Origin of the sequence: Sandaracinobacteroides sayramensis (genome assembly GCF_022014495.1) — a bacterium.
GTDB lineage: Bacteria > Pseudomonadota > Alphaproteobacteria > Sphingomonadales > Sphingomonadaceae > Sandaracinobacteroides > Sandaracinobacteroides sayramense.
In genome coordinates this window covers 127,380-148,099 of the sequence record NZ_JAKLSQ010000007.1, presented here as the reverse complement: position 1 = coordinate 148,099, position 20,720 = coordinate 127,380, and the positions used below count along the sequence as shown (strand labels likewise).

At 62.6% G+C, this 20,720-nt stretch carries 17 protein-coding genes and 1 tRNA gene; 7 read left to right on the top strand and 11 right to left on the bottom strand.

Translation table 11 applies throughout. From position 1 onward, the window contains the following. The first annotated feature begins 9 nt into the window (after nt 1-9). The 4 genes from L6Q21_RS06190 to L6Q21_RS06175 are packed head-to-tail and all read left to right on the top strand — an operon-like array spanning nt 10 to nt 3,551. Nucleotides 10-951 (top strand): type II secretion system F family protein, encoded by a 942-nt coding sequence (locus L6Q21_RS06190; protein ID WP_237829808.1) that lies wholly within the window; start codon nt 10-12, stop codon nt 949-951. After that, the gene (locus L6Q21_RS06185) at nt 944-2,188 is read left to right on the top strand and encodes a tetratricopeptide repeat protein (protein ID WP_237829807.1); all 1,245 of its coding nucleotides are present in this window, start codon (nt 944-946) and stop codon (nt 2,186-2,188) included. The genes L6Q21_RS06190 and L6Q21_RS06185 overlap by 8 nt, the downstream gene beginning before the upstream one ends. Before the next feature lie 17 nt (nt 2,189-2,205). Beyond that, nucleotides 2,206-3,057 (top strand): tetratricopeptide repeat protein, encoded by an 852-nt coding sequence (locus L6Q21_RS06180; RefSeq protein ID WP_237829806.1) that lies wholly within the window; start codon nt 2,206-2,208, stop codon nt 3,055-3,057. Between the two features lie 8 nt (nt 3,058-3,065). After that, entirely contained in the window at nt 3,066-3,551 is a 486-nt protein-coding gene (locus tag L6Q21_RS06175; protein WP_237829805.1) for an A24 family peptidase, read from the top strand. 18 nt (nt 3,552-3,569) lie between these two features. Here L6Q21_RS06175 and L6Q21_RS06170 read toward each other — a convergent pair whose 3' ends face one another. Then, nucleotides 3,570-6,395: a coiled-coil domain-containing protein gene (locus tag L6Q21_RS06170; RefSeq protein ID WP_237829804.1), complete on the bottom strand. Its 2,826-nt coding sequence runs from the start codon at nt 6,393-6,395 to the stop codon at nt 3,570-3,572. Nucleotides 6,396-6,668: 273 nt separating this feature from the next. Between L6Q21_RS06170 and L6Q21_RS06165 the strand changes: the two genes are divergently transcribed. After that, nucleotides 6,669-6,742: transfer RNA gene (locus L6Q21_RS06165), tRNA-Gly, on the top strand. An 83-nt stretch (nt 6,743-6,825) separates the two neighbouring features. On the opposite strand, the gene L6Q21_RS06160 is transcribed toward L6Q21_RS06165, so the two are convergent. Further along, entirely contained in the window at nt 6,826-7,515 is a 690-nt protein-coding gene (locus tag L6Q21_RS06160) for a Crp/Fnr family transcriptional regulator (RefSeq protein ID WP_237829803.1), read from the bottom strand. Between the two features lie 130 nt (nt 7,516-7,645). On the opposite strand from L6Q21_RS06160, the gene L6Q21_RS06155 reads away from it, so the two are divergent. Next, entirely contained in the window at nt 7,646-10,036 is a 2,391-nt protein-coding gene (locus tag L6Q21_RS06155) for an arylsulfatase (RefSeq protein WP_237829801.1), read from the top strand. 908 nt (nt 10,037-10,944) lie between these two features. Here L6Q21_RS06155 and L6Q21_RS06150 read toward each other — a convergent pair. From L6Q21_RS06150 to L6Q21_RS06110, 9 genes are all read right to left on the bottom strand, one after another. Continuing rightward, nucleotides 10,945-12,213: a cytochrome P450 gene (locus tag L6Q21_RS06150; RefSeq protein WP_237829799.1), complete on the bottom strand. Its 1,269-nt coding sequence runs from the start codon at nt 12,211-12,213 to the stop codon at nt 10,945-10,947. 45 nt (nt 12,214-12,258) lie between these two features. Next, nucleotides 12,259-13,053, bottom strand: coding sequence for an SDR family NAD(P)-dependent oxidoreductase (locus L6Q21_RS06145; RefSeq protein WP_237829798.1), 795 nt, complete (start codon nt 13,051-13,053; stop codon nt 12,259-12,261). Nucleotides 13,054-13,055: 2 nt separating this feature from the next. Beyond that, the gene (locus tag L6Q21_RS06140) at nt 13,056-14,282 is read right to left on the bottom strand and encodes an alkene reductase (protein ID WP_237829797.1); all 1,227 of its coding nucleotides are present in this window, start codon (nt 14,280-14,282) and stop codon (nt 13,056-13,058) included. Then, on the bottom strand, nt 14,221-14,784 hold the full coding sequence (locus tag L6Q21_RS06135; RefSeq protein ID WP_237829796.1) for a nuclear transport factor 2 family protein: 564 nt from the start codon (nt 14,782-14,784) through the stop codon (nt 14,221-14,223). The genes L6Q21_RS06140 and L6Q21_RS06135 overlap by 62 nt, the downstream gene beginning before the upstream one ends. A 292-nt stretch (nt 14,785-15,076) precedes the next feature. After that, complete coding sequence (locus tag L6Q21_RS06130; protein WP_237829795.1) at nt 15,077-15,907, bottom strand: SDR family NAD(P)-dependent oxidoreductase; 831 nt, start codon at nt 15,905-15,907, stop codon at nt 15,077-15,079. A 3-nt stretch (nt 15,908-15,910) separates the two neighbouring features. Beyond that, the gene (locus L6Q21_RS06125) at nt 15,911-17,335 is read right to left on the bottom strand and encodes an FAD-dependent oxidoreductase (protein ID WP_237829794.1); all 1,425 of its coding nucleotides are present in this window, start codon (nt 17,333-17,335) and stop codon (nt 15,911-15,913) included. 148 nt (nt 17,336-17,483) lie between these two features. Then, nucleotides 17,484-17,714, bottom strand: coding sequence for a biotin/lipoyl-containing protein (locus tag L6Q21_RS06120; RefSeq protein ID WP_237829793.1), 231 nt, complete (start codon nt 17,712-17,714; stop codon nt 17,484-17,486). A 10-nt stretch (nt 17,715-17,724) separates the two neighbouring features. Further along, entirely contained in the window at nt 17,725-18,717 is a 993-nt protein-coding gene (locus L6Q21_RS06115; protein ID WP_336246228.1) for an alpha-ketoacid dehydrogenase subunit beta, read from the bottom strand. After that, complete coding sequence (locus tag L6Q21_RS06110) at nt 18,714-19,712, bottom strand: thiamine pyrophosphate-dependent dehydrogenase E1 component subunit alpha (protein WP_237829792.1); 999 nt, start codon at nt 19,710-19,712, stop codon at nt 18,714-18,716. Before L6Q21_RS06110 ends, L6Q21_RS06115 begins: the two co-directional genes overlap by 4 nt. A gap of 175 nt (nt 19,713-19,887) precedes the next feature. Between L6Q21_RS06110 and L6Q21_RS06105 the strand changes: the two genes are divergently transcribed. Next, nucleotides 19,888-20,718 carry an SDR family oxidoreductase gene (locus L6Q21_RS06105; RefSeq protein ID WP_237829791.1) on the top strand — a complete coding sequence of 277 codons (831 nt, stop codon included), beginning with the start codon at nt 19,888-19,890 and terminating at the stop codon, nt 20,716-20,718. Nucleotides 20,719-20,720: the final 2 nt, after the last annotated feature.

Genomic DNA, 20,720 nt, shown 5'->3' with positions numbered 1-20,720 from the left:
GGCGGCGAGATGATGACATGGCTGATCCTGGCGCTGGTGTTCGGTGCGGTGGTCTTGGTGGTGCTGGCGCTTGCCCCTCTGTTCGGACGGAAGGTGGATGTGGCGCAGCGCCTTTCCACCAGCCCGCGCAGCTCGGAAGTGACGAGCCAGCCGGGCATCCCCTCCCTCAAGACGGACCATAGCGGTTCGCTCTGGGCGAAACTCGTGGCGCAGGTCGAGGCGCGTGGACTTTCGCTGGAAGATTCGAAATCGAACGTGCTGGCCGAGAAGCTGGCACTGGCCGGTTATGAGCAGCCCTATGCCGTTCGAGCCTATGTGCTGATCCGTACCGGCCTGACATTGCTTCTGCCTGTGCTGGCCTATACCCTCGTGACGCTTTCGGGCGCCTCGCTCAGCGTTTCCAAGCTGTATATGCTGCTGGTCGTTGCCGCGGCTGCCGGGCTTTATGTGCCGAACGTGATCGTCAGCGGCCGGGCCGACAGGCGCAAGCAGGAAATTCTGAACGGCTTCCCGGATGCGCTCGACCTGATGCTGGTGTGCGTCGAAGCAGGGCTTGGCATAGACGCCTGTTTCGCCCGGGTCGGCCAGGAGATCGTCAACCTGCATCCGAAGCTTGCCGACCTGTTCGCCGGAGTATCTCTGGAACTGCGCGCCGGGCGGGCGCGGTCCGAAGCCCTGAAGAATATGGCGAAGCGCAGCGGTGTCGAGGAAATCCAGTCCTTCGCGACGCTGGTGATCCAGTCGGACAAGCTGGGGGCCAGCATCGGGCAGGCGCTGAAGGTCTATGCGGCTGAAATGCGCGAAGGACGGCGCATGCGGGCCGAAGAAAAGGCGCATCGGCTTCCGGTTCTCCTTTCCATCCCGCTGGTGTTGTTCCTGTTGCCGACTATGATCGGCGTGCTGGCGTTGCCGGCCTCGATCTCGTTGCGGGATGGAATGTTCGGTGGCTAACGCTAACGTCAACAGAGGCATGTGGACGAAGGAGCGGCTTCCTGCCCTGGCGCTGGGCGCGCTGCTGGCCCATGCGACGGCTGCGGACGCGCATGCCGGCCGACCACTTGAAGATGGAGCCGCGCCTGAAGCGAGTGTCGCCGAAGCCCTGGCCGAGGGGCGGACCCTACTGGCGGCAGGCGATGCGCTGCGCGCGTTGCAGGCCTACAACCGGGCGCTGGCGCAGGCGCCGGAATCGGTGGAGGCGCTGAACGGCGCCGCCGTCTGCTACGATCGGCTGGGGAATTTCGAGACCAGCCGCACCTTCTATGAAATGGCGCTGGGGCTCGATCCCCGCTCGCCCATGTTGCTCAACAATTATGGCTATTCGCTCTATCTCCAGGGCGAAAGGGGCGAAGCCGCGCGCTTTCTGGCGCTGGCGGTGGCGACCGGCGATTCCGACGTGCAGGCGACAGCCCTTCGCATTCTGGGCAAGATCGACGCCGACCGTGGCGCAACCGTGGATTCGGCGCATTCCATGGACCGGGCCTCCGCCGCGCAAACCGCCTACCCCGCGCCCACAGCCGGTTCGGCGCGCCTGCTGCGCACGAGCGCCCATGAAGTGCGGCTGCTGCTGGGCGGGGCGCCTGCGGGAGGGGCTGTCGCCAACGCCATTCTGCCGGTCGTCGCCCTGTCCGCCGAAGAGGAGCGGCTGATCGCCGAAGCCGAGGCGGCCGCCATCCGCCGGGAGGCGGTGGCCGCCACCATCCATGCGCAGCGGCAGGCGCAGCTTCTGGCCTCGGCGCAGACGGCCGCCGTGCCGGCGATGATGCAGGCGATGCTGGATCTGGCGCTGGGCGCCCGCCCGGTGGAGGGCGGTCTCGCCGCCAATGCCGCGGACTTCTTCGCCGCTCCCCGGCCGCCGCTGCCGGCGGCGGGCGATCCCGAGTGGAACCTGAACCAGATTCTGCAAGGCGGGGCTACGCCGGAGGCAGATATCCGGCGCACCGCCACACCCGCCGGCCTTGTCGGCACTGGTCTGCTGCCGCCCCGGCCGGATTTCGGCGCGGCGGAAAGCCCGGCCTTGCCGGCGGACGAGCCGCTCGGCCGCAAGCGCTCCTTCGCCCAGCCTTTCGCCAGCGACGACGCGCGGCTGAACAATTTCGCCCAGCGGCTGCAGCATGGCGAGGCTCCGGCGGATGTGGACGAGCAGGTGGCACGGCTGCAGGCCCTCATCGCGCGCGCGGGGGCGGCGTGATCGGCGCAGGACGCAGGATGGGGCTCGCGCTCGTTCTTGCCCTGTCGGCAGGCGCTGCGGTCCTCCACGCGCAGCCGGCGCCGGAGGTTTTCCCGGATGGCGAAACGCTGACGCTGGAATTCATCGACAAGGCACTTGCGGACGGACGGCTGAAGTCGGCGGCGGATCTGCTCACCCGCGCGCAGGCGCGCGGCAACAGCCCGGAACTGCGCCTCAGGGAAGCGGAACTGTTGCTGGCCTCCGGTCTGCGCAACGAGGCCGACATGCTGTTCCGCACGCTGGAAGCCGAGCCGGCGCTCGCCGCCCGCGCCAAGACCGGGCGCGCGGTCGCCACTCTGCGCGATGGCCAGGTGGAAGTGGCCGGGGAACTGCTGAAAACCGCGGTGGCGTTGGACCCCGCTCTGGCGCGCGCCTGGACGACGCTCGCGGTGCTGGCCGACCAGCGCCAGGACTGGAAGGCTGCGGACGCCGCCTATGGCAAGGCGATCGCCGCCGCCCCGAACGACGCCAACGCCTTCAACAATCGCGGCTATTCTCGCCTGCTGCAACAGCGCACCACCGAGGCGGAGGCGGATTTCCTGAAGGCGCTGGAACTGCGGCCCGGGCTGGAAATCGCCGAGACGAACCTGCGCCTCGCGCGCGGGCTGCAAGGCCGCTACACCGAGGCCTTCGCCGGCAGCAGCCGCGCGCAGCTTGGCCGCGATCTGAACACGGTGGGCTACGCCGCCATGCTGCGCGGCGACCTGAAGCTGGCCGAAAGCTATTTCAGCCGGGCGCTGGAACTGGACCCACAGTATCAAAGCGCGGCGGCGGCCAACCTCGCCTATCTGAAGCAGCTTGCCGGCGGGCAGAGCGCGCACAACCCCTAGGAACTTCGATGCAATGGCTCCCGCTTCTGTTCGCCGGCCTGGCCGGACTGATGCTGCTGATCGCCGCACTGTGCGACATCCGCCGCTTTGAAATCCCGGACAGCCTTTCCATCGCCATATTGGCGCTGGCCGTCGCCTATGGCCTGACGCAGCCGGGCTTTCCGTGGCTGTGGCATGGCGCCAGCCTGTTGCTGATGTTCGGGATCGGCGCCGGCCTGTTCGCGATCGGCTGGATGGGCGGCGGAGACGTGAAGCTGCTGGTGGCCTCGGCCGCCTGGACGACGCTGAAGGGCCTGCCGATGCTGCTGGCGGGGGTCATGCTGGCGGGCGGCGTGCTGGCGATCCTCCTGCTGGCCGGGCGGGCGGTCGCGAAACGCGCGGGGGCCCCGGCCGACAGCATGCCCGGGCCGCTGCGCGAAGGCGCGCCATTGCCCTATGCCATTGCGATTGCCGGCGGAATATTCTGGTGGGCCTGGCGAACCTGGCCGCTGTAAAGGCCAGTGTAAAGCCTGTCAGCGCCGGGCGATGGGGCGGCCGATCGCCTCCGAGATGATCACATACAGCTTGCCGATGTCGGACGACAGCAGCACCAGCGCGAAGGCCTCGCCGTCCGGGTCCTTCAGCACGCGGCGGATCAGCTCCTCGAACTGGTCGAGATAGCGGGCGGCTTCGGCCTGGAATTCGCTGTCATGGTTGTAGTGGCGCGAAATCCGGCGCGCCGTTTCCTTGTCGGCCAGCCGCACCGTCGCGCGGGCGAACAGGCTGCGGTCGCCCTTCAGGTAACGCGCCCAGGCGCTGTCGCCCACATCCACCGCCAGCAGGCGCGCGACATCCACCGACACGGCCTGCAAGCTGTCCACCAGCCGCAGCGAGCGGGCGGCCAGCGTGTCGCGGGCGCGCACCTCCATGCGGGTGTCGACTTCGTCGATCCGCGCTTCGGTTTCGGCGATGGTGCGCATCAGATCGACCAGCCGTCCGCTCAGCCGCTCGGAAGCGGCGCCGGCGGCGTCGGCGGCCTTCACCGAGGCATCCTCCAGCGCCGCGATCTGCAGGCGGATGGGGGCACCAAAGGCCGCTTCCGCCTTGGTGGAGGCGAAGATGTCCAGCGACTGCTCGGCTTCCGCCACCACCGAATTCAGCAGCTCGCGGATTTCCGCGGAGGTGGAATTCACCGCTTGGCGCACCTGCATCACATTTTCCACCATGCGCGCGGCGGCGGTGATCGCCGTCTGCTCCGTGCTGCTGTGGATTTCGCCGACCACGGCCCGCGCGGTGTCGAACTCGCCCGCAAGCGACTGGGCGAGGTTGGCGACGGCGGCATGGTCGCGCTCGAAGGCGGCGGCGCTGTCGCGCAGCAACTCCACCTGCGATTCGATCCGCCCGGCCAGCGCGTCCAACTGCTCGGCGACATTGCGGCCCCGGTCCGACAGATGGTCGAGCCCGCGCGCCAGTTCGGGGATGCGGGCCTGCGCGCCGCCGGCGAAATCCTCGAAGGCCGGCGCCAGAGCGTCGATCCGGCCCTTCAAACCCTGCGTCAGCTCCTGCCGCGCGGAAAGAGCTTCGCCGAGCCCGTCCAATTCGGAAAGCGCCCGCGCGATCAACTCGCCCGCCTCGCGCAGGCTGTCCGCGCCGCTGGCGCCCAGCGCCGCGAAGCGCGCCTCGACCTTTGCGATCCCCTCGGCGGCATCGGCCTGCATCGCCTGCGCCAGTTCCTGCTGCCGCGCGCGCAGGCCCGCCAGCCGGGTTTCCACCGCCTCTATGCCTTCGGCCGCATCCGCTTCCAGCCGCGCGCGCACCTCCGTCTGCCGGGCAGCCAGCCCTTCCAGCCTTTGCTCTACGCCGGAGGCAACGGCCTGCGCCCCGGCTTCCAGCTCGGCGCCCAAGGCTTGCTGCCGGCCCTTCAGCGCTTCCAGCCGCTGCTCCACGCCGGAAATCACCTCGGCCAGTGTCTGTTGCAGGCGGCCGGCCGCCTCCTGCTGGCGCGCGCCGATCGCCGCCACCTGCGCTTCCAGCGCCGTCAGCGCCGAAGCCAGCCGCTCGCGCTGCTCGGATTCCGCCAACCGCTGCCGTTCGGCCAGCTCCACCAGCCGTGCTTCGAAGGCGGCGGCGTTGCCGTCCGCATCGGCCATCAGCGCCTCGGCCGCCTGCACCTGCCGCTCGCGCAACTGCCCCAGCCGGCCTTCGAGGCCGGCAATGCCGCTGTCCGCTTGCGCCACGAGGTTGCGCGTCGCTTCCAGATGCCGCTCGCGGAACGCCCCGAACTGGCCTTCGATGGCGGAAATCGCTCCATCGGTGTCGGCGACCAGCGCCTGCGTGGCCTCGCCCTGGTGCCGGCGCAGATCGTCGATCCGGCCTTCGATGGCGGCGAGGCTTTGCGTCGCCGCTTCGTTCAACTGCCCGGTCAGCGCCTGATGTTCCAGAAACTGCTGCTTCAACTGGTTGGCGGCGCCCAGGAGCACATCCAGTCTCTGGCTGACGACGCGGGTGCCGTCGCTGCCGAAGGCGTCGAGCTCGTTGCGCGCGGTCGCCACCATCTGCTCCACGCGCCGGGCCTGTTCCTGCAATGTGTCGCCGATCGACTTGAACGCCTCCGCCGACCGGTCGAGCACACCGGTGACGGCGGCGTCCAGCGTGTAGGCGCGATTGGCGATGGTCTTGGTGGTTTCGGACGAACTCTGGTCGATCTGGGCGATGAGCGACTGCATGGAGGCGATCATCGACTCCGCCTCGCGCCCGGCGTCGCGGCTGTGCGCGGCCACTTGCGAAAGGGAGGCCTCCACCGTTTCCAGTTGCCGCCGGGCCTCGCTGCCGGCGATCCGCAGCGCGGCCTCGGCTTCGGTCGCCTGCGCCGAAAGCCCTGGCACCAGGTCGAGAAGCCGGGCCGCCGCCTTCCCCATGTCGTCCGAGGAAAGCGCCATGTTGCCGGCGGCCACTTCCAGCGTCTGCGCGGTGGCGGCAAGCCCATCGCCGGTGGGCGCGGCGGCGAGGCGCATGCGCTCCACCTCGGACGCGCAGGCGCCGAGCGTCGCCTGGATGCGCCCGAGCTGGCTTTCGAGGTCGAACGCGGCGTTGCTGGCGGCGCCCACCCGCGCCTCCATCTCCTCGATGTCCAGCGGGCGGCGACCGATCCGCAGGAAAGCGAGGACCAGTAACAGCACCATCACGGGCGGAAGCAGTCGCGACAGGCTGGCCGTGAAGGCCGCCTCATCGGCCGAAATCGGCAGGAAGAACGGGAAGTTGGCGACCACTGCCAGCGCCAGCCAGACGAGGCAGACGATCGCCAGCGCCCATAGAAGCCAGCGCCGCCTGGCTTCGAACCCGATCGCCGATTGATTCATCAGATCAGCGCTCCTCCCGTCGGGCGCATTGGGTAGCGGCTCGTCATGGGATGCTTTCCGCAGGGCTCCGGTTATCTGTTGCAGCCGCCAGCCTTCGTCCATCGCAAACTCTTGTCCTTGGCAAGAGCATAGATACCATATCTGGTAGAAAGCAAGTCGCCTGGGCAGGTTGTCCACAGCTTGATTGCATCTGCCGGCCTGCAAGGCTGCTAGTCGCAGCCGTCCCCGGTTGACCAAAACGGCCTCTCGAGGCTAGTCGCAGGAGACAGGCGCGCGGGTGTAGCTCAATGGTAGAGCAGAAGCTTCCCAAGCTTACGACGAGGGTTCGATTCCCTTCACCCGCTCCATCAGTCTGCTCTCCCAAGATATCGATCCGGGTCGGAAACCGGCGGCTGGCGCATTCGCAATTGGCCAGGGCAGAGCTTGGCCGCTATTCCAGATCCTCTCCCGAGACATAGCTGCGCAGACTCTCGATATCGGTGACCGTTACCGACCGATAGGAATGCTCGACCCAGCCCTTGTCCTCGAAGTCGCGGATCGCGGAATTGACCTGCGCCCGGGATGTGTTGGACATGACGGCCAGATCGCTTTGGGATAATGGGATGGCACGGCCCGTCAGCCAGGCCGAGCGTTCCAGCACCGCGGCTATGCGCCGGGATGCCGAACGCATCTGCAGGTCGTGGACGATCCGAATCAGCGTATCCATGATGGTGAAGCTGATTGCGGCGAAGTCCTGAATCATCCGGGGATCACTGGCAGCCATGTGCCTCATGGAATGCAGCGGCACATGCATCATCCATGCCCCGCCGAGCGAACGCATCTCACCGCGCCTGGGCTCGCCCGTGATGAAACAGCCTTCGCCCGCCCAGATGCCTGGCGCTCCGAAATGGACAAGGCGCGGAATCGTGTTGGGTGGCGCGGAATTAAAGGTGAGGGTGCCGCAAACGAGGCCGTAGATTCCCCCACCTTCCTCCCCATGGCGGAATATCACCTGGCCGGGGGTAAATCGTTTCAGAGCTGCATGCTTCAACAATTCCTTCCGGAACACCGCGGTTCTGGAAGCCAGCCAGCCGGTTTCGCAAAGCAGCCTCGCCGCCTCTTCGAAGGTGGTTTTATTCATGATCCCCAGTTTGTTCGGACTCAAACAAACCTAACTCTCCCATATCGATATGGAAAATCAAAGGGGCAAAGGGCTTCGCTCTTCGCGGGCGCAACCTTGCCGATCATTCCCGATGGCGTTGGAGGGTTAGATGGGTAAGAAGCAGAAAACTGGCGGAATAAACGCGACAGCGGCAAACAAGGGAGGATATGATGTCCTCCCCGTCCCGGACATTCCGCGACCGGGGACGGTATATTATGATGCCAAGGATCCGGACGCGAAATTCCCGCCGCTGGAACTGGTGAAGCCGCCCAAAGGCGCTCCCAATGTGCTGGTGGTGCTGATCGACGATGTGGGCTTCGGCGCCGCGAGCGCCTTTGGCGGCCCGTGCAACACACCCGTGGCGGAACGACTGGCAGCGGCCGGCCTCAAATACACCCGCTTCCACACCACGGCCCTGTGTTCGCCGACCCGTGCGGCTTTGCTGACCGGCCGGAATCACCACGCCGTCGGCATGGGATCCATCACCGAAACTGCCACCTCGGCACCAGGATATACCGGTGTGCGCCCGAACAGTTGCGCAACCTATCCCGACATCCTGCGGATGAACGGCTACAACACCGCTCACTTCGGCAAATGCCATGAAGTGCCTGCCTGGGAAACCAGCCCGATCGGCCCGTTCGACCGCTGGCCCAACGGCAATGGCTATCAGCATTTCTATGGCTTCATCGCCGGGGAAACGCACCAATTCTATCCGGCGCTGTTCGAGAACACGACGCCTGTCGAACCGTGGGGTCTGCCGGAGGACGGCTATCACCTGACCGAGGACTTGGCGGACAAGTGCATAGGCTGGATCAAGCAGCAGCGGGCACTGGCGCCGGACCGTCCGTTCCTGGTCTACTTCGCTCCGGGCGCCACGCATGCGCCACACCATGTGCCGCCGAACTGGATCGACCGCTACAAGGGCAAATTCGACCATGGCTGGGACAAGGTCCGCGAGGAAACGCTGGAGCGGCAGAAAAAGCTCGGTGTGATTCCGCAGGATGCCGTGCTGACCCCGCGCCCGGCCGAAATCCCCGCGTGGGACGACATGGACGACAAGCTGAAACCCGTGCTGGCACGGCAGATGGAAATCTACGCGGCTTTCCTGGAACATACCGACCATCATGTCGGCCAGATCATCGACACGCTGGAACAGCTGGGCGAGTTGGAAAACACCCTTGTCTATTACATCATCGGCGACAATGGCGCGTCTGCCGAAGGCTCGGTTCAGGGCACTTTCAACGAAATGCTGGCGCCCAATGGGGCCACCGAAGACCCGGAGTTCATGATCGAGCGGCTGGAGAAATTCGGCGGACCGGAATCTTATAACCATTATGCAGTCGGCTGGGCGCATGCGCTGAACACGCCCTATCAGTGGACGAAGCAGGTTGCGTCGCATTGGGGGGGCACCCGCAACGGCACCATCGTGCATTGGCCCAAAGGCATCGAGGACAAGGGCGGCATCCGCCACCAGTTCTGCCATGTGACGGATGTGGCACCGACCATCCTGGAAGCCGCCGGCATCAAAGAGCCCAAGCAGGTTCATGGAGTGACGCAGCAGTGTTTCCACGGCGTCAGCATGGTCTACAGCTTCGACGACGCCGGCGCGACCGAGAAGCATCAAACGCAATATTTCGAGATGTTCGGCAACCGCGGCATCTACCACAAGGGCTGGTCGGCGGTGACCAAGCACCGCACGCCGTGGGACTTCTATGGCCAGCCTCCCGCCTTCGACGACGATGTATGGGAACTTTACGACGGCAACACGGACTGGACGCAATCGCGCGATCTCGCGAAGGAAAGGCCTGAGAAGCTGGCGGAACTGCAGCGCCAGTTCCTGTTCGAGGCGACCAAATACAATGTGCTGCCGCTGGACGATCGCAACGCCGAGCGGCTGAACCCGGACATCGCCGGGCGGCCGACATTGGTGCATGGCACCAGCCAGGTCTTTTTCGAGGGCATGGGGCGGCTGAACGAGAACTCCGTCATCAATGTCCTCAACAAGTCGCATCGGGTGACGGCCTTGCTGGAGGTGCCCGAAGGCAGCGCGAATGGCGTCATCATCAACCAGGGCGGCATCCCTGGCGGCTGGGCGCTTTATGTGAAGAACCGGCGTCTGCGTTACGCTTACAACCATGTCGGCGTGACGGAGACGATCATCGCCGCCGATGCCCCGATTCCCGCCGGGGAACATAATGTCAGCGTCGACTTCAAATATGATGGTGGCGGACTTGGGAAAGGGGCTGCGATCGCCCTTTATGTGGACGGCAAGGAGGTCGCGTCCGGCCGGGTGGAGCAGACGCACATTGTGAACTTCACGCTGGATGAAACCACCGATGTGGGGAAGGATACGGGCTCACCGGTCACCAGCGACTATCGGGTCGGCGATAACGCCTTCACCGGCCGCGTGAAGATCGTGAAGATCGACATCGGCGACGATGATCACAGCCATATGATCGACAAGAATATCCTGTTCCAACTGGCGATGTCCAAGCAATGAGCCAGGGGCGGACCTCGGGTCGGCTATCCGGCTTGAGTGCCCGATTCCCTTCGGCAAGTCTTCCACGCGAACGCAGGACCTGTTTGGAAAGCAGGAATTCAACACGCGGCGCTAGGCAGCCATGACTTTGGGAGGCTATGGCCCCAGCCTGTGGAGCCCTCGCGAATCTTGAGCCGAAATCGCTGATGATCGACGCCATGTTCCCGACCGTGAAGGGTGGGCAACAGCCTTCCGGTTCGGCGCGGCGGTCTCCTGCAAGCGGGTTGCGCCTGCGAAATAGGTGAAGCGCGTCGGGCCGGGTCGGATCCCGGCGGCGGCTTCGGCAGCACACCGCGCGCCGGTCGTCCAGCGAATAGACATGGTATTTCTCGGCGGCTTCGTCGAACTTCGTCTTCATCTCGGCCAACTTCTCCGGCTTCATTCTCGAAGAGCACGTTAAAGACGGTCTCTGCTGCTCGCTGAGGCTTTCTCAGCCGGGAACCCAGTCATGGCGCGACGTCAATTCGGTTTTCAGCGGGATGATTCCCATCGGCTTCTGGTTCTCGAAGACGATCTCGCGATAGGCTTCCCAACCCATGTCGTATTTGCCCTTGAACTTGTCGCGTCATTCCTTGGTGACATGCTGCAGGGTGTGCATCGCGCCGGGCGCGAAATAGAGGAAGAAGGACCTGTTCAGCGCCAGCTACTTTGCGTAGTGCATCCACGCGATCGCCCGGCCGGTCATCTCGGTCATGAAGTGATAACTATCTTCGGGCGTCCTATCGGACTCGACGGGCGTCGTGTTCTCGAGCAGCACCATCCGTTACGACAAGACAAGAGGGCTGTGCCTTGGCTTCGATAGTCCCGAAGCAGCAACGATCTGGATGCCCTTTGACAGCGTAGAAGATATCTGGAATTATTTTAGAAAATTAATCGAATTCAATTAAAAGAGATTTAATGCCTCTATGTAGCATAGAGACGGTAAATTCTATATCGGTATCTTTCGTCAATCGTAGATTCTTCAGTCTGTCGAACAGAATTGGAAAGGCGATTTGCATCTCCCGCCTGGCAAGCGCCATGCCAAGGCAAGTGTGGATTCCTGCTCCAAATGCCAGATGTCCTTTGGCATTTTTGCGTGTTATGATGAACTCTTCGGGATTTTTAAAATAACCCTCATCACGATTAGCCGAGCCATATCGGAGTAGGAGAACATCTCCGGCTCTGAGTGAAAGTCCGCCCAGTTCGGTGTCTTCCTTTACAATTCTCCACATATTCTGAGTGGGTGTGAGATGCCGCAAAGCTTCTTCAACGAGGTTCTCAAACAGACTGAGGTCATCTTTCGTCAATGCGAGTTGATCAGGATTTCGGATCATCATGTAAAGCCCATATGTCAACGTATGGGCGGTCGTTTCCTGACCAGCGGTGAAAATCTGATGGATGATGCCTATCAGTTCCGCTTGATTGAGGGGGCGAGGATCGCCTTCTTCGGCCAGGGTCGCATGAACAAGGGTGGAGATCACATCGTCGCGCGGGCAGGCTCGGCGATCCTCGATCGCTGCCAGCATGTAGCGTTGCAGCTCGATTTCCTGCTTGGCGGCGGCGATCCTTGCTTCGCGCGAAGAGGTGCTGCTGAGCCGCACCATCACGGCCTCTAGCCAAGTCTGGAATTGCCCGATATCCGAACGCGGAACGCCGAGCATGTCGGCAATGATGATCGAAGGCAGTTGGTCAGCGAAGGATTTCTTGAAATCTACTTTTTTGCTGCTCTTTATCCTGTCTATAAGGTCATGTGTCGTTTCGGTGATGTAGTCGGTCATTTCCATCACCCTTGGATGGGTGAATGCTTTCATTGCAATTTTTTTATAGCGGCTATGTTGGGGAGGATCGGCTGTCAGCATGGTGTTTACCCATGGCAGGCCCTGAGCCATGATGGCTTCTTCTTCACGGTCCATTCTACCCACGCCACCCGATTTGAGTAGAGTGGCCATTTCACTGGAAAATATCTTGGGCTGCTTGTTGACCGAAAGGACAAGTTCGTAAGTCGAGACACTTATAATATCGGTTTTAGGATCACGAAATATTGGAGACTCCGTGCGTAAACGGGAAAAATAATCAAATGGATTCAATAATAACTTCTGATCATTAATATCAATTTCACTCAAATTTTGAGATATGAGTTTATGATTTTTAAATATCATCTTCTTTTCCTTGTTTGATTTTAAAATACAGATTATATTTTAAATTCATTTCTTATTTTGAGAAGACGACCAGGAATTATAATATTCTGCAATTTCGTGCCGTACATTTTCAGTGTCAATTAGCATTCTTCCGCCATTAGAAGTCATGTATTCAAAAACAGTTGAACTGAATTTATCTGGAAAAACGTGGGTTTTTCCGGATTCCCAGGAATCCAGCATGTTTTCCGCGATTTCGGCAGGAGTGGCTTTGAAGCTGGAAAAAGCTGCCGCCATAGGGGTGTCTATATAGCCAGGAAATGCCAGCATCACTTCCAGACCACGTTTGCCTAAATCGGCAAGAACACCTGCGGCATACATGGCACATGCCGACTTGCTTGCGCTATAAATCGGCGCCGGCCCAGGTGGAATCATGGCCGCCATCGAAAGAACAAAAATCATTCCTGCCTGTCTATGGCTCATTTCCTCTGAAACGAGGCGTGTGAGGCGCGCCGGGCCGAAATAATTCACTTCCATTGTCTGTCGAACCTGCGCATCGTCTTTTTCGCTTACTGGTCCGATGCAGGTCACACCTGCATTGTGCACGATCAAATCCAGTGACGGCCCAAGCGCCGCTGCCTTTTCGATCAGGTCGTGGCGCGTAAGATCGAAAATGAGTGGGCGGATGCGGTCGTCGCCTCGCCAATGATCCGGCGTGTTGGCGATGTTGCGCATCGCCGCATGCACCTGAACTGCCCCTCGGGACAGAAGGGTGTCGACCAGTGCGACGCCAAGTCCGCCATTGGCGCCCGTCACAAGCGCACGTGCGCCAGCGATCGCGCGTTTTCCGTGGTCGATTTTCACGTTCAATTTACCGGCTGCAGTTTGCCGGCTTGCGACGAACGGGATGAGCCGGTCGCAAATGCGGAATCTACGGGTAGCAACTGGTCCGCCTCTGCTGCTTCGTAGGTCGGGTAATCCGTGTAGCCTTCCGCGCCCTGGGTGTAGAAGGTCGAACTGTCCGGCTGGTTGATGGGTAGGTCGTCGCGATAGCGTTCGGCCAGATCGGGATTGGCGATATAGGCTTGACCGAAGGCGACCATGTCCACGCGATGCGCCGCGATTGCCGCAATCGCCTTCGATCGCGTAAAGCCCGCCACGCCGATCATCGGGCCGGCGAACAGGGGGCGCAACACGGCGTGCACATCCCATGGCTGACCATAGTTGCCGACTTCCAGATAGGCGATCTGCCGTTCGGACAGCGCCCGCGCCAACACGGAATAGGTTTCCACCGGATCGTCGTCGAATACATCGTGGAAGGTCCAGCCGGGGCTGACTTTCACGGCGACAAAGCCAGGGCTCGTCGCGGCCTGCATCGCCTCTACGACCTCCAGAACGAAACGGGCCCGATTTTCTGCGCTGCCGCCATATCGGTCCGTTCGTCTGTTCGAATTGGTGGAGAGGAACTGCATTGGCAAATAGCCCGAGGCGGCATGGAGTTCCACGCCGTCCAGGCCGGCGTCCCGGGCTCGGCGCGCGCAATCCGCGAATTCGCCGACCACCGTTCCGATCTCTTCGATCGAAAGCTCGCGGGGCGTTCCATAGACGCGTTTGGGGCGGGGGCAATTGACAGTGTAGTGCCGTGCGAGCGGATCCGGCCGCACCGCCGAAGCGCTGACAGGATTTGTGCCATGCGGCAAAACCAGCGGATCGCTCAGTCGGCCGACATGCATCAGTTGCCCGAAGATGGCGCCACCAGCTGCATGCACGGCCTCGGCGATCCGGTGCCAGCCTTTCTGATGCGAGTCGGTGTAAAGCCCCGGCGCAAACAGATAGCCATTGCCGCCGGCCGCGGGACTGATCCCTTCGCTGATGATGAGGCCGGCACCGGCTCTCTGCCGGTAATATTCGATCATCAACTCGGTGGGGGTGCCGTCCAGATGCGCGCGCTGGCGCGTGCAAGGCGCCATGGCAATCCGGTTGCGCACGCTGATGTTACCGACCTTCAGTGGTTGGAACAGAATGGAGCTGTCAGCCAACGGATACCCTCCCTGGTGAGCGATGTGTGAGAGCGGAATAGGAATAGTCGCCATGGTCACGCCTGTTAGGGGGCGGCTGAACCTCGGGATTATTGGGTTCGACGATAATCGGAACCCCCGGGTCACCTCGACGGTGCAGGACTTTTTCCGTTCGATTCCAATCCATCAGGGATTGGCGATGATTTATCGCCCAGGAGCCATCAATTCGCTCGAAACGGTCAATATACCGGCCCTGGCTGATCGAATCCCAAATATCTTCGCCAAATTTCTTGCGTAACGTCACTTGCCAATAGCATTCGGTCGCCGCCCTACTTCCATCTACTTCAATCAGGACGTTGCTGATCGAATGGCGCGTCAACTCGAGTGTCGCATGGACTGGCCAAAGCCATTCTATGAAGCCTGCAGCCGTGCCGGAATAAAGCGGCGCATGGTCGTCGGTTCCTCCTGGATGCCAGCAGCTCAGGGCCAAAGGGGCATCCATCCTGTCCATTGCCCTTGCATAGCGGTGCAGGACATCGGTGATGGCAAGCCGGGCTTCGATCTCTTCGCGATCCATTTTCGCCTCCCTTTAGGCCTGATACTATGCTGCGCGGCATTGTTTGACAAGAAAGTATTGCGCGATAGAAAAATGGAAGAACTCATGAGAGGCATGAGGGGGCAAGTGGACAGTGATGCTGTGCAAGAGCTAGGCTTCAAGCTGTCGGGAGCTTGGATTTTGGAGGAAATGCCAATATAATAGATTGAAATATAATATAATTATGCAATTCAATTTTCAGTTTCGGGATTGTCCCATTTCGGGTGAAGGGAGGACAAGTCTCAGGCGGGGGGTGTCAGGATTCGCCATCCCTTCAAGCGGTAGTCCCACCATCAATGACGAGAATCTGGCCCGTCATCATCGCGGCCATGTCACTCACCGAAAATAGTGCAACGCGAGCTACATCGTCCGCCAGCGCGATACGTCCAAGCGGGGCGGACAGGCTCGCCAGCTTGTGGCCGGCAGCCTGGACGCGCTCCAGGGCTTCCGCATTGCCGGGGGACACGGTCAGGCCGGGCGCAATGGCCATGACCCTTATGCCGAATTTGCCCAGTTCCAGGGCCAGGCTGCGTGTGAGGCCGGCAACGGCATGCTTGCTGGCGGAATAACCGCTCATGCCATTTTGCCCTCTGATGGCTCCGATGCTCGCGATGTTGAGGATAACGCCTTTGCCGACCATGTGCCGGGCCGCCTCGCGCGCGCCCATGAAGACACCCTGGACGTTGACCGCAAGGATTTGTTGGAAAACAGTGTCTTCGGCTTCCTGAATGGCGCCGCTGGGTGGAAAAATTCCGGCGTTGTTCACCCATATATCGAGTCTGCCGGTCCGTGCGACCGCCGTTTCGGCCAAGGCTCTCACCGCATCGGCCCGGGTCACGTCCACTTCAAGGGTTGCGGTTCGCGCGCGGAATGCCTGGGGGAAACTGTCGCGAGCCTTTGCGAGGTCATCCGCGCGCAGATCCGCGAGAACAACATAAGCGCCACTTTCGACGAGACGATGTGAAATGGCGAGGCCGATGCCGCGCGCCGCGCCGGTAACGACCGCTGTTCGCCCTTCATTGCCGATCAGGCTTGCAATGGAGCGGTGGGCGAGGGCCTCAGCCTCTCGGCGGCTTTCTTCCGAGAAGAAAGTCATCATGTCCATGGATCAGGCCGTCTGTGCTGCACTGCGCGCCGCAAGCGTGGCGTGGATGCCCGCCCGTCGTCCCAAGACGATCGCAGGCCCGATCGACATCCCGCCGCCGCCATAGCGTTTGCCCATCAGCACACCCAGAACCTCGCCCGCCGCATAAAGGCCAGGCACAGGGCGCCCGTGGCTGTCCAGCACCGCGCAGTCCCGATTTATGTCCAGCCCGGCGCCGGTGACGGCAATGACGGCTGCGCGAATTTCGGCAGCATAGAAAGGGGCTGTGGAAACCGGATAGCGCTTGCCCAGCTTCTGGAAATAATGGCTGTCGACACCCAGGGCGCAGTCCTCGTTATAGGTTCGCACCGTTTCCGCCAGCCCTTTCGGGTCGATGCCGATCCGGGCGCACAAAAGGTCGAGGGTGTCGGCAGACTGGATTTCCCCCTTGGCGACGCGTTCGCGCAGCATGGGCTCTTCCCATGTGGGAATTTCGATCCCCGAACCATAGGGGTCGAGATAGCTGAGGTCGGAACTGGCTTCGACGAGTGCGCGCTCGTCGAAAATGGCGAAGGCGACCTCGTCGGTCTGCTCGTTCAAGGCATAGCCGGAAATGGTGTAGGATGAGGTTTCCGGAATGAAACGCCGGCCTTCGCGGTTCACCAGCATCAGCCAGGGCGGCAGAAACGGCTCCAGCGCCTTCCCGCCGGCGTTGGAGCCTGGCAGCAGCAGGCCCGTATCATGGCCGACGATGCGGGCATCGATCTGCTCGCCCAACCGGATTCCGTCCCCCAGGATGTAGGGCGCGCGACGGTGGACTGCCCATGTCCAGTCGCCTTTGCGGGCAGCGGTCGGGAAGAAGCGGGCAATCATCTCCGGGCTGTTGCCGAAGCCGCCGGTGGTAAGGATGACCGAGGGCGCGCGCAGATCGATGCCTGCGGCGTGAACGCCGATCACCTGGCCGTCCTCCAGCAGCAAGCGTTCCACCCGCGTTCCCAAGGCTGTCTCGATACCGAGCGCGCCTGCGGTGTTGATCAGCGTTTCGGCTATGCCCGTGCCGGCGCCATGGCTTGGATGCGCCCGGGGCTTGGCTTCGATGCCGCCGAAGGTGACTTGCTCGGGCAGGAATTCCGTGCCCTCGGCGATCAGCCACTCCAGCGTCGGGCCGCTTTCGTCGGCGAGGATGCGAAAGATATCCGGCTTCACGCTCCAGTGATTGAGCGTCATCAGATACTGGAACATGTCCTCTGCGCTGTCGTCGATACCGGCCGCGCGCTGGACGCTGGTGCCGGCGGCATAGAAGACTCCCCCTGACTGGGCGGTTGCACCCCCGAGCTTCGTGTCGGCTTCCAGGATGATGCAGTTGGCGCCCGCACGTTTCGCTTCAATGGCGGCCGCAAGGCCGGCACCGCCGCCGCCGACGATGATGACGTCATAGTCCCAGGCCATAAATCCTCCCGGATTGCGGTTTCTTCAGTTGTGATCTCGCGACCCCGCAGCGAGGTAATGGCTGTCTCGATCACAAACCAGGAAGCGCGTAGGGGGCAGCGCGCGCCTTCTTTCGGGCGTCACGCGCAATGCCCTCAATGGTCCGGCTTCAATCCAGTGCGGCGATCAGTTCGCCCACTGGGTAGATTTCGCCCACCTGGCCGATGATGCGCAGCTTGCCGCCCGCGGGCGATTCCACTTCCTGCACGGATTTGTCGGTTTCCAGGCTGTAGAGAAGCTGGCCTTCCACCACGTCCGCGCCGTCCGCCACCAGCCATTCGACAAGCGTCGCTTCTTCCATCGAGATGCCGAGCTTGGGGATACGGATTTCGGTGCTCATCACTTTGCCTTCAGCCAAGGGTTTTGCGGATGGCGGCTTCGATATCGGCCTGGCTGTAGAGCCAGTCTTTCTCGAGAACCGGGGAAAATGGAACGGGCGCGTAACGCGAGCCGACGCGGGCCACGGGGGCCTTAAGATCCCGGAACAGCTCTTCATGGATGCGGCTGGAAATCTCCGCGCCCACGCCGAACTCCTTCACCGCTTCATGCACGATGACGGCGCGCCCGGTCTTCGCGACGGAATTCAGCACCGTCTCGGCATCGAAGGGGGCGATGGTGCGCAAGTCCACCACCTCGACGGAAATGCCTTCTTCCGCCAGTTTGCCGGCGACGGCCAGCGCGTCGGCTATGGGCCTGCCGTAGCCGATCACGCTGATGTCGCGCCCTTCGCGCTGCACGGCGGCCTTGCCCAGCGGCACGCGATAGCCGGGTTCCGGCGGCGGGCCGGACGTGCGGTAGGTGGGCGTGTTCTCGATAAAGATGCAGGGGTTGTCGTCCTCGATACAGGAAAGCAGCAGCCCCTTGGCGTCAGCCGGATTGGAGGCGGTGGCGATCTTCAGGCCGGGCACATGCGCGAACCAGGCTTCCAGCATGTCGCTGTGCTGGCCGCCGAAGCCGCGCCCCGCGCCGGAAATGGTGCGGATGGTGATCGGCACGCTGGTCTGACCGCCCGACATGAAGCGCAGCTTGGCTGCGTGGTTCACGATCTGGTCCATGGCGACCGTGATGAAGTTCATCAGCATGATTTCCGCGACGGGGCGATATCCCACCAGCGCAGCGCCGATCGCCGCGCCCACGATCGCCTGTTCGGCGATCGGCGTGGAGCGGACGCGCGCGTCGCCATATTTCGCCGAAAGCCCGAGCGTGGTCTTGTAGACGCCACCGCCCTGACCGTCGGCGATGTCCTCGCCCAGCAGGATGACGCGCTCGTCGGCGGCCATGGCCTCGTCCATCGCCATGTGGAACGCCTGGCCGAAGGTGATCTTTTTCAACGGCGCGTTCACGCGGCAATCTCCCTGTTGTCCAGCATCTCGACATCCAGCACGTCGATCCGGTTCTCGCGGAGGTCCGGATAAGGGCTGTCCAGGGCGAATTGCGCGGCTTCCGCCACCTGCGCGGTGATCTCCGCCTCCAGCGCCGCCAGCGTGGCTTCGGACACCTGCGTTTCCAGCAGCGTGCGGCGCAGCGCCGGGACCGGGTCGGCGGCCTTGGCCGCCTCCATTTCCGCCTTCGGGATATAATGGCTGTCGTCGCCCAGCAGGTGACCGTTGAAGCGGAAGGTCATCGCCTCGATGAGGGTAGGCCCCTCCCCGGCGCGCGCGCGCGCCACCGCCTCGCGCGCAACGGCATGCATGGCGGCGGCGTCGTTGCCGTTCACCCGCACGCCCTTCATCCCATAAGAAATGGAACGATCGGCGATCCGCTCGGCCCCCGTGCTCATGGCATAGGGCGTATGCTCGCCGTAAAGATTGTTCTGGCACAGGAAGATGACGGGCAACTTCCATACGGAGGCCATGTTCAGCGCCTCGTGGAAGGCGCCGATGTTGGAGGCGCCGTCGCCGAAGCAGCAGACGGTTACCCGGCCGTCTCCGTTCAACTGGGAGGCGAGCCCGAGCCCATTGGCGATGGGCATGCCGGAGCCGACGATACCGGTCGTCACCATCACCCCCGTTTCAGGATGGGTGATGTGCATCGGGCCGCCCTTGCCCTTGCAGGTGCCGGTCGCCTTGCCGGCGAACTCAGCCCACAGTTCCTTCAGCGGAATTCCCTTGGCGAGCTGGTCGTGGATGCCGCGATAGATGGTGACGAGATAGTCGTCCGGCCGCAGGGCGGCCATCATGGCGGCGGCCACGACTTCCTGGCCACGCGGGCTGTAATAGAGAATTTGCAGTTGGCCGGTGGTGATCATGGCGCGGAACTTCGCGTCCGCCTGATGGATCAGCCAGGCCCGGCGATAGATGTCCAGCAATAGATCCTTGTCGACATTCGTTTCGGTCATATCCCGCCCCTTTTCCGGCTGGCGTGGAGATAGCACAGATTCTATATTGCGCAATATATTTCGTCTGGAAATTCCCCTTGATGCTGGTGCGGGGGCGTGCTGCGGCGAGCGGGCAATTATAATTTGCCATATGTGCTATTTTCGTGATAGCCCGCTGCCCCGGAGAGGTGGAGACATGAAGAGACTGCAATCCAGGAAGGCCCTCGTTATCGGCGCCGCCGGACGGGACAATATGGGCCAGGTGATCGCAAGAAGGCTGGCGGCCGAAGGGGCGCAGGTGCTGATCGCGGGCCGCCATCCGGTCGAACTGGAGCGACTCGCGGCGGAGATCGGCGGACTGGCGACTGTTGCCGACATTACCGACTCCGGCAGCCTCGACGCGCTGGCGGCCCATGTCGGCGAAACATGGGGTGGTGTCGACATTGTGGTGAACGCCACCGGTTGGGGCTTGCTGAAGCCGTTCGCGCTGACAACGGAGGATGAGCTTCGCCGGATGGCGGACCTGCAATTCATCGGGCCTTTCCTGTTCTTCCAGAAACTGCTGCCGCTGGTCGGCGATGGCGGGTCGCTGGTGCAGATCAGTTCGGCGACGGCGACGATCATGCTGGACGACCATGCTGCCTATATGGGAACCAAGGCCGGCTTCGATCATGTGATGCGCTGCATCGCCAACGAATATGGCGAGCGCGGCATCAGGGCGAATTCCATTTCTCCGGGATTGACGGAAACGCCGATGACGGCGCGCGCCAAGGCGGTGCCGGGCGTCTGGGAGTCCTATCTCGCCCGCTATCCGCTGGGCCGTGTCGGCACGTCGGAGGACATCGCCGCCGCGGTGATCTGGCTCAGCGGCGACGATTGCTTCATGACGGGCCAGAATCTGCAGGTGAACGGCGGTTTGACGCTGCGCGGAAACCCTTCAGGAGCAGAGATCGATCGTGCCGTGCTGGAGGCGACCGGCAAGCCCCGGCCCCGACCGTGGGCGACCGCCGGTGTCGCCCGAGCCTGACC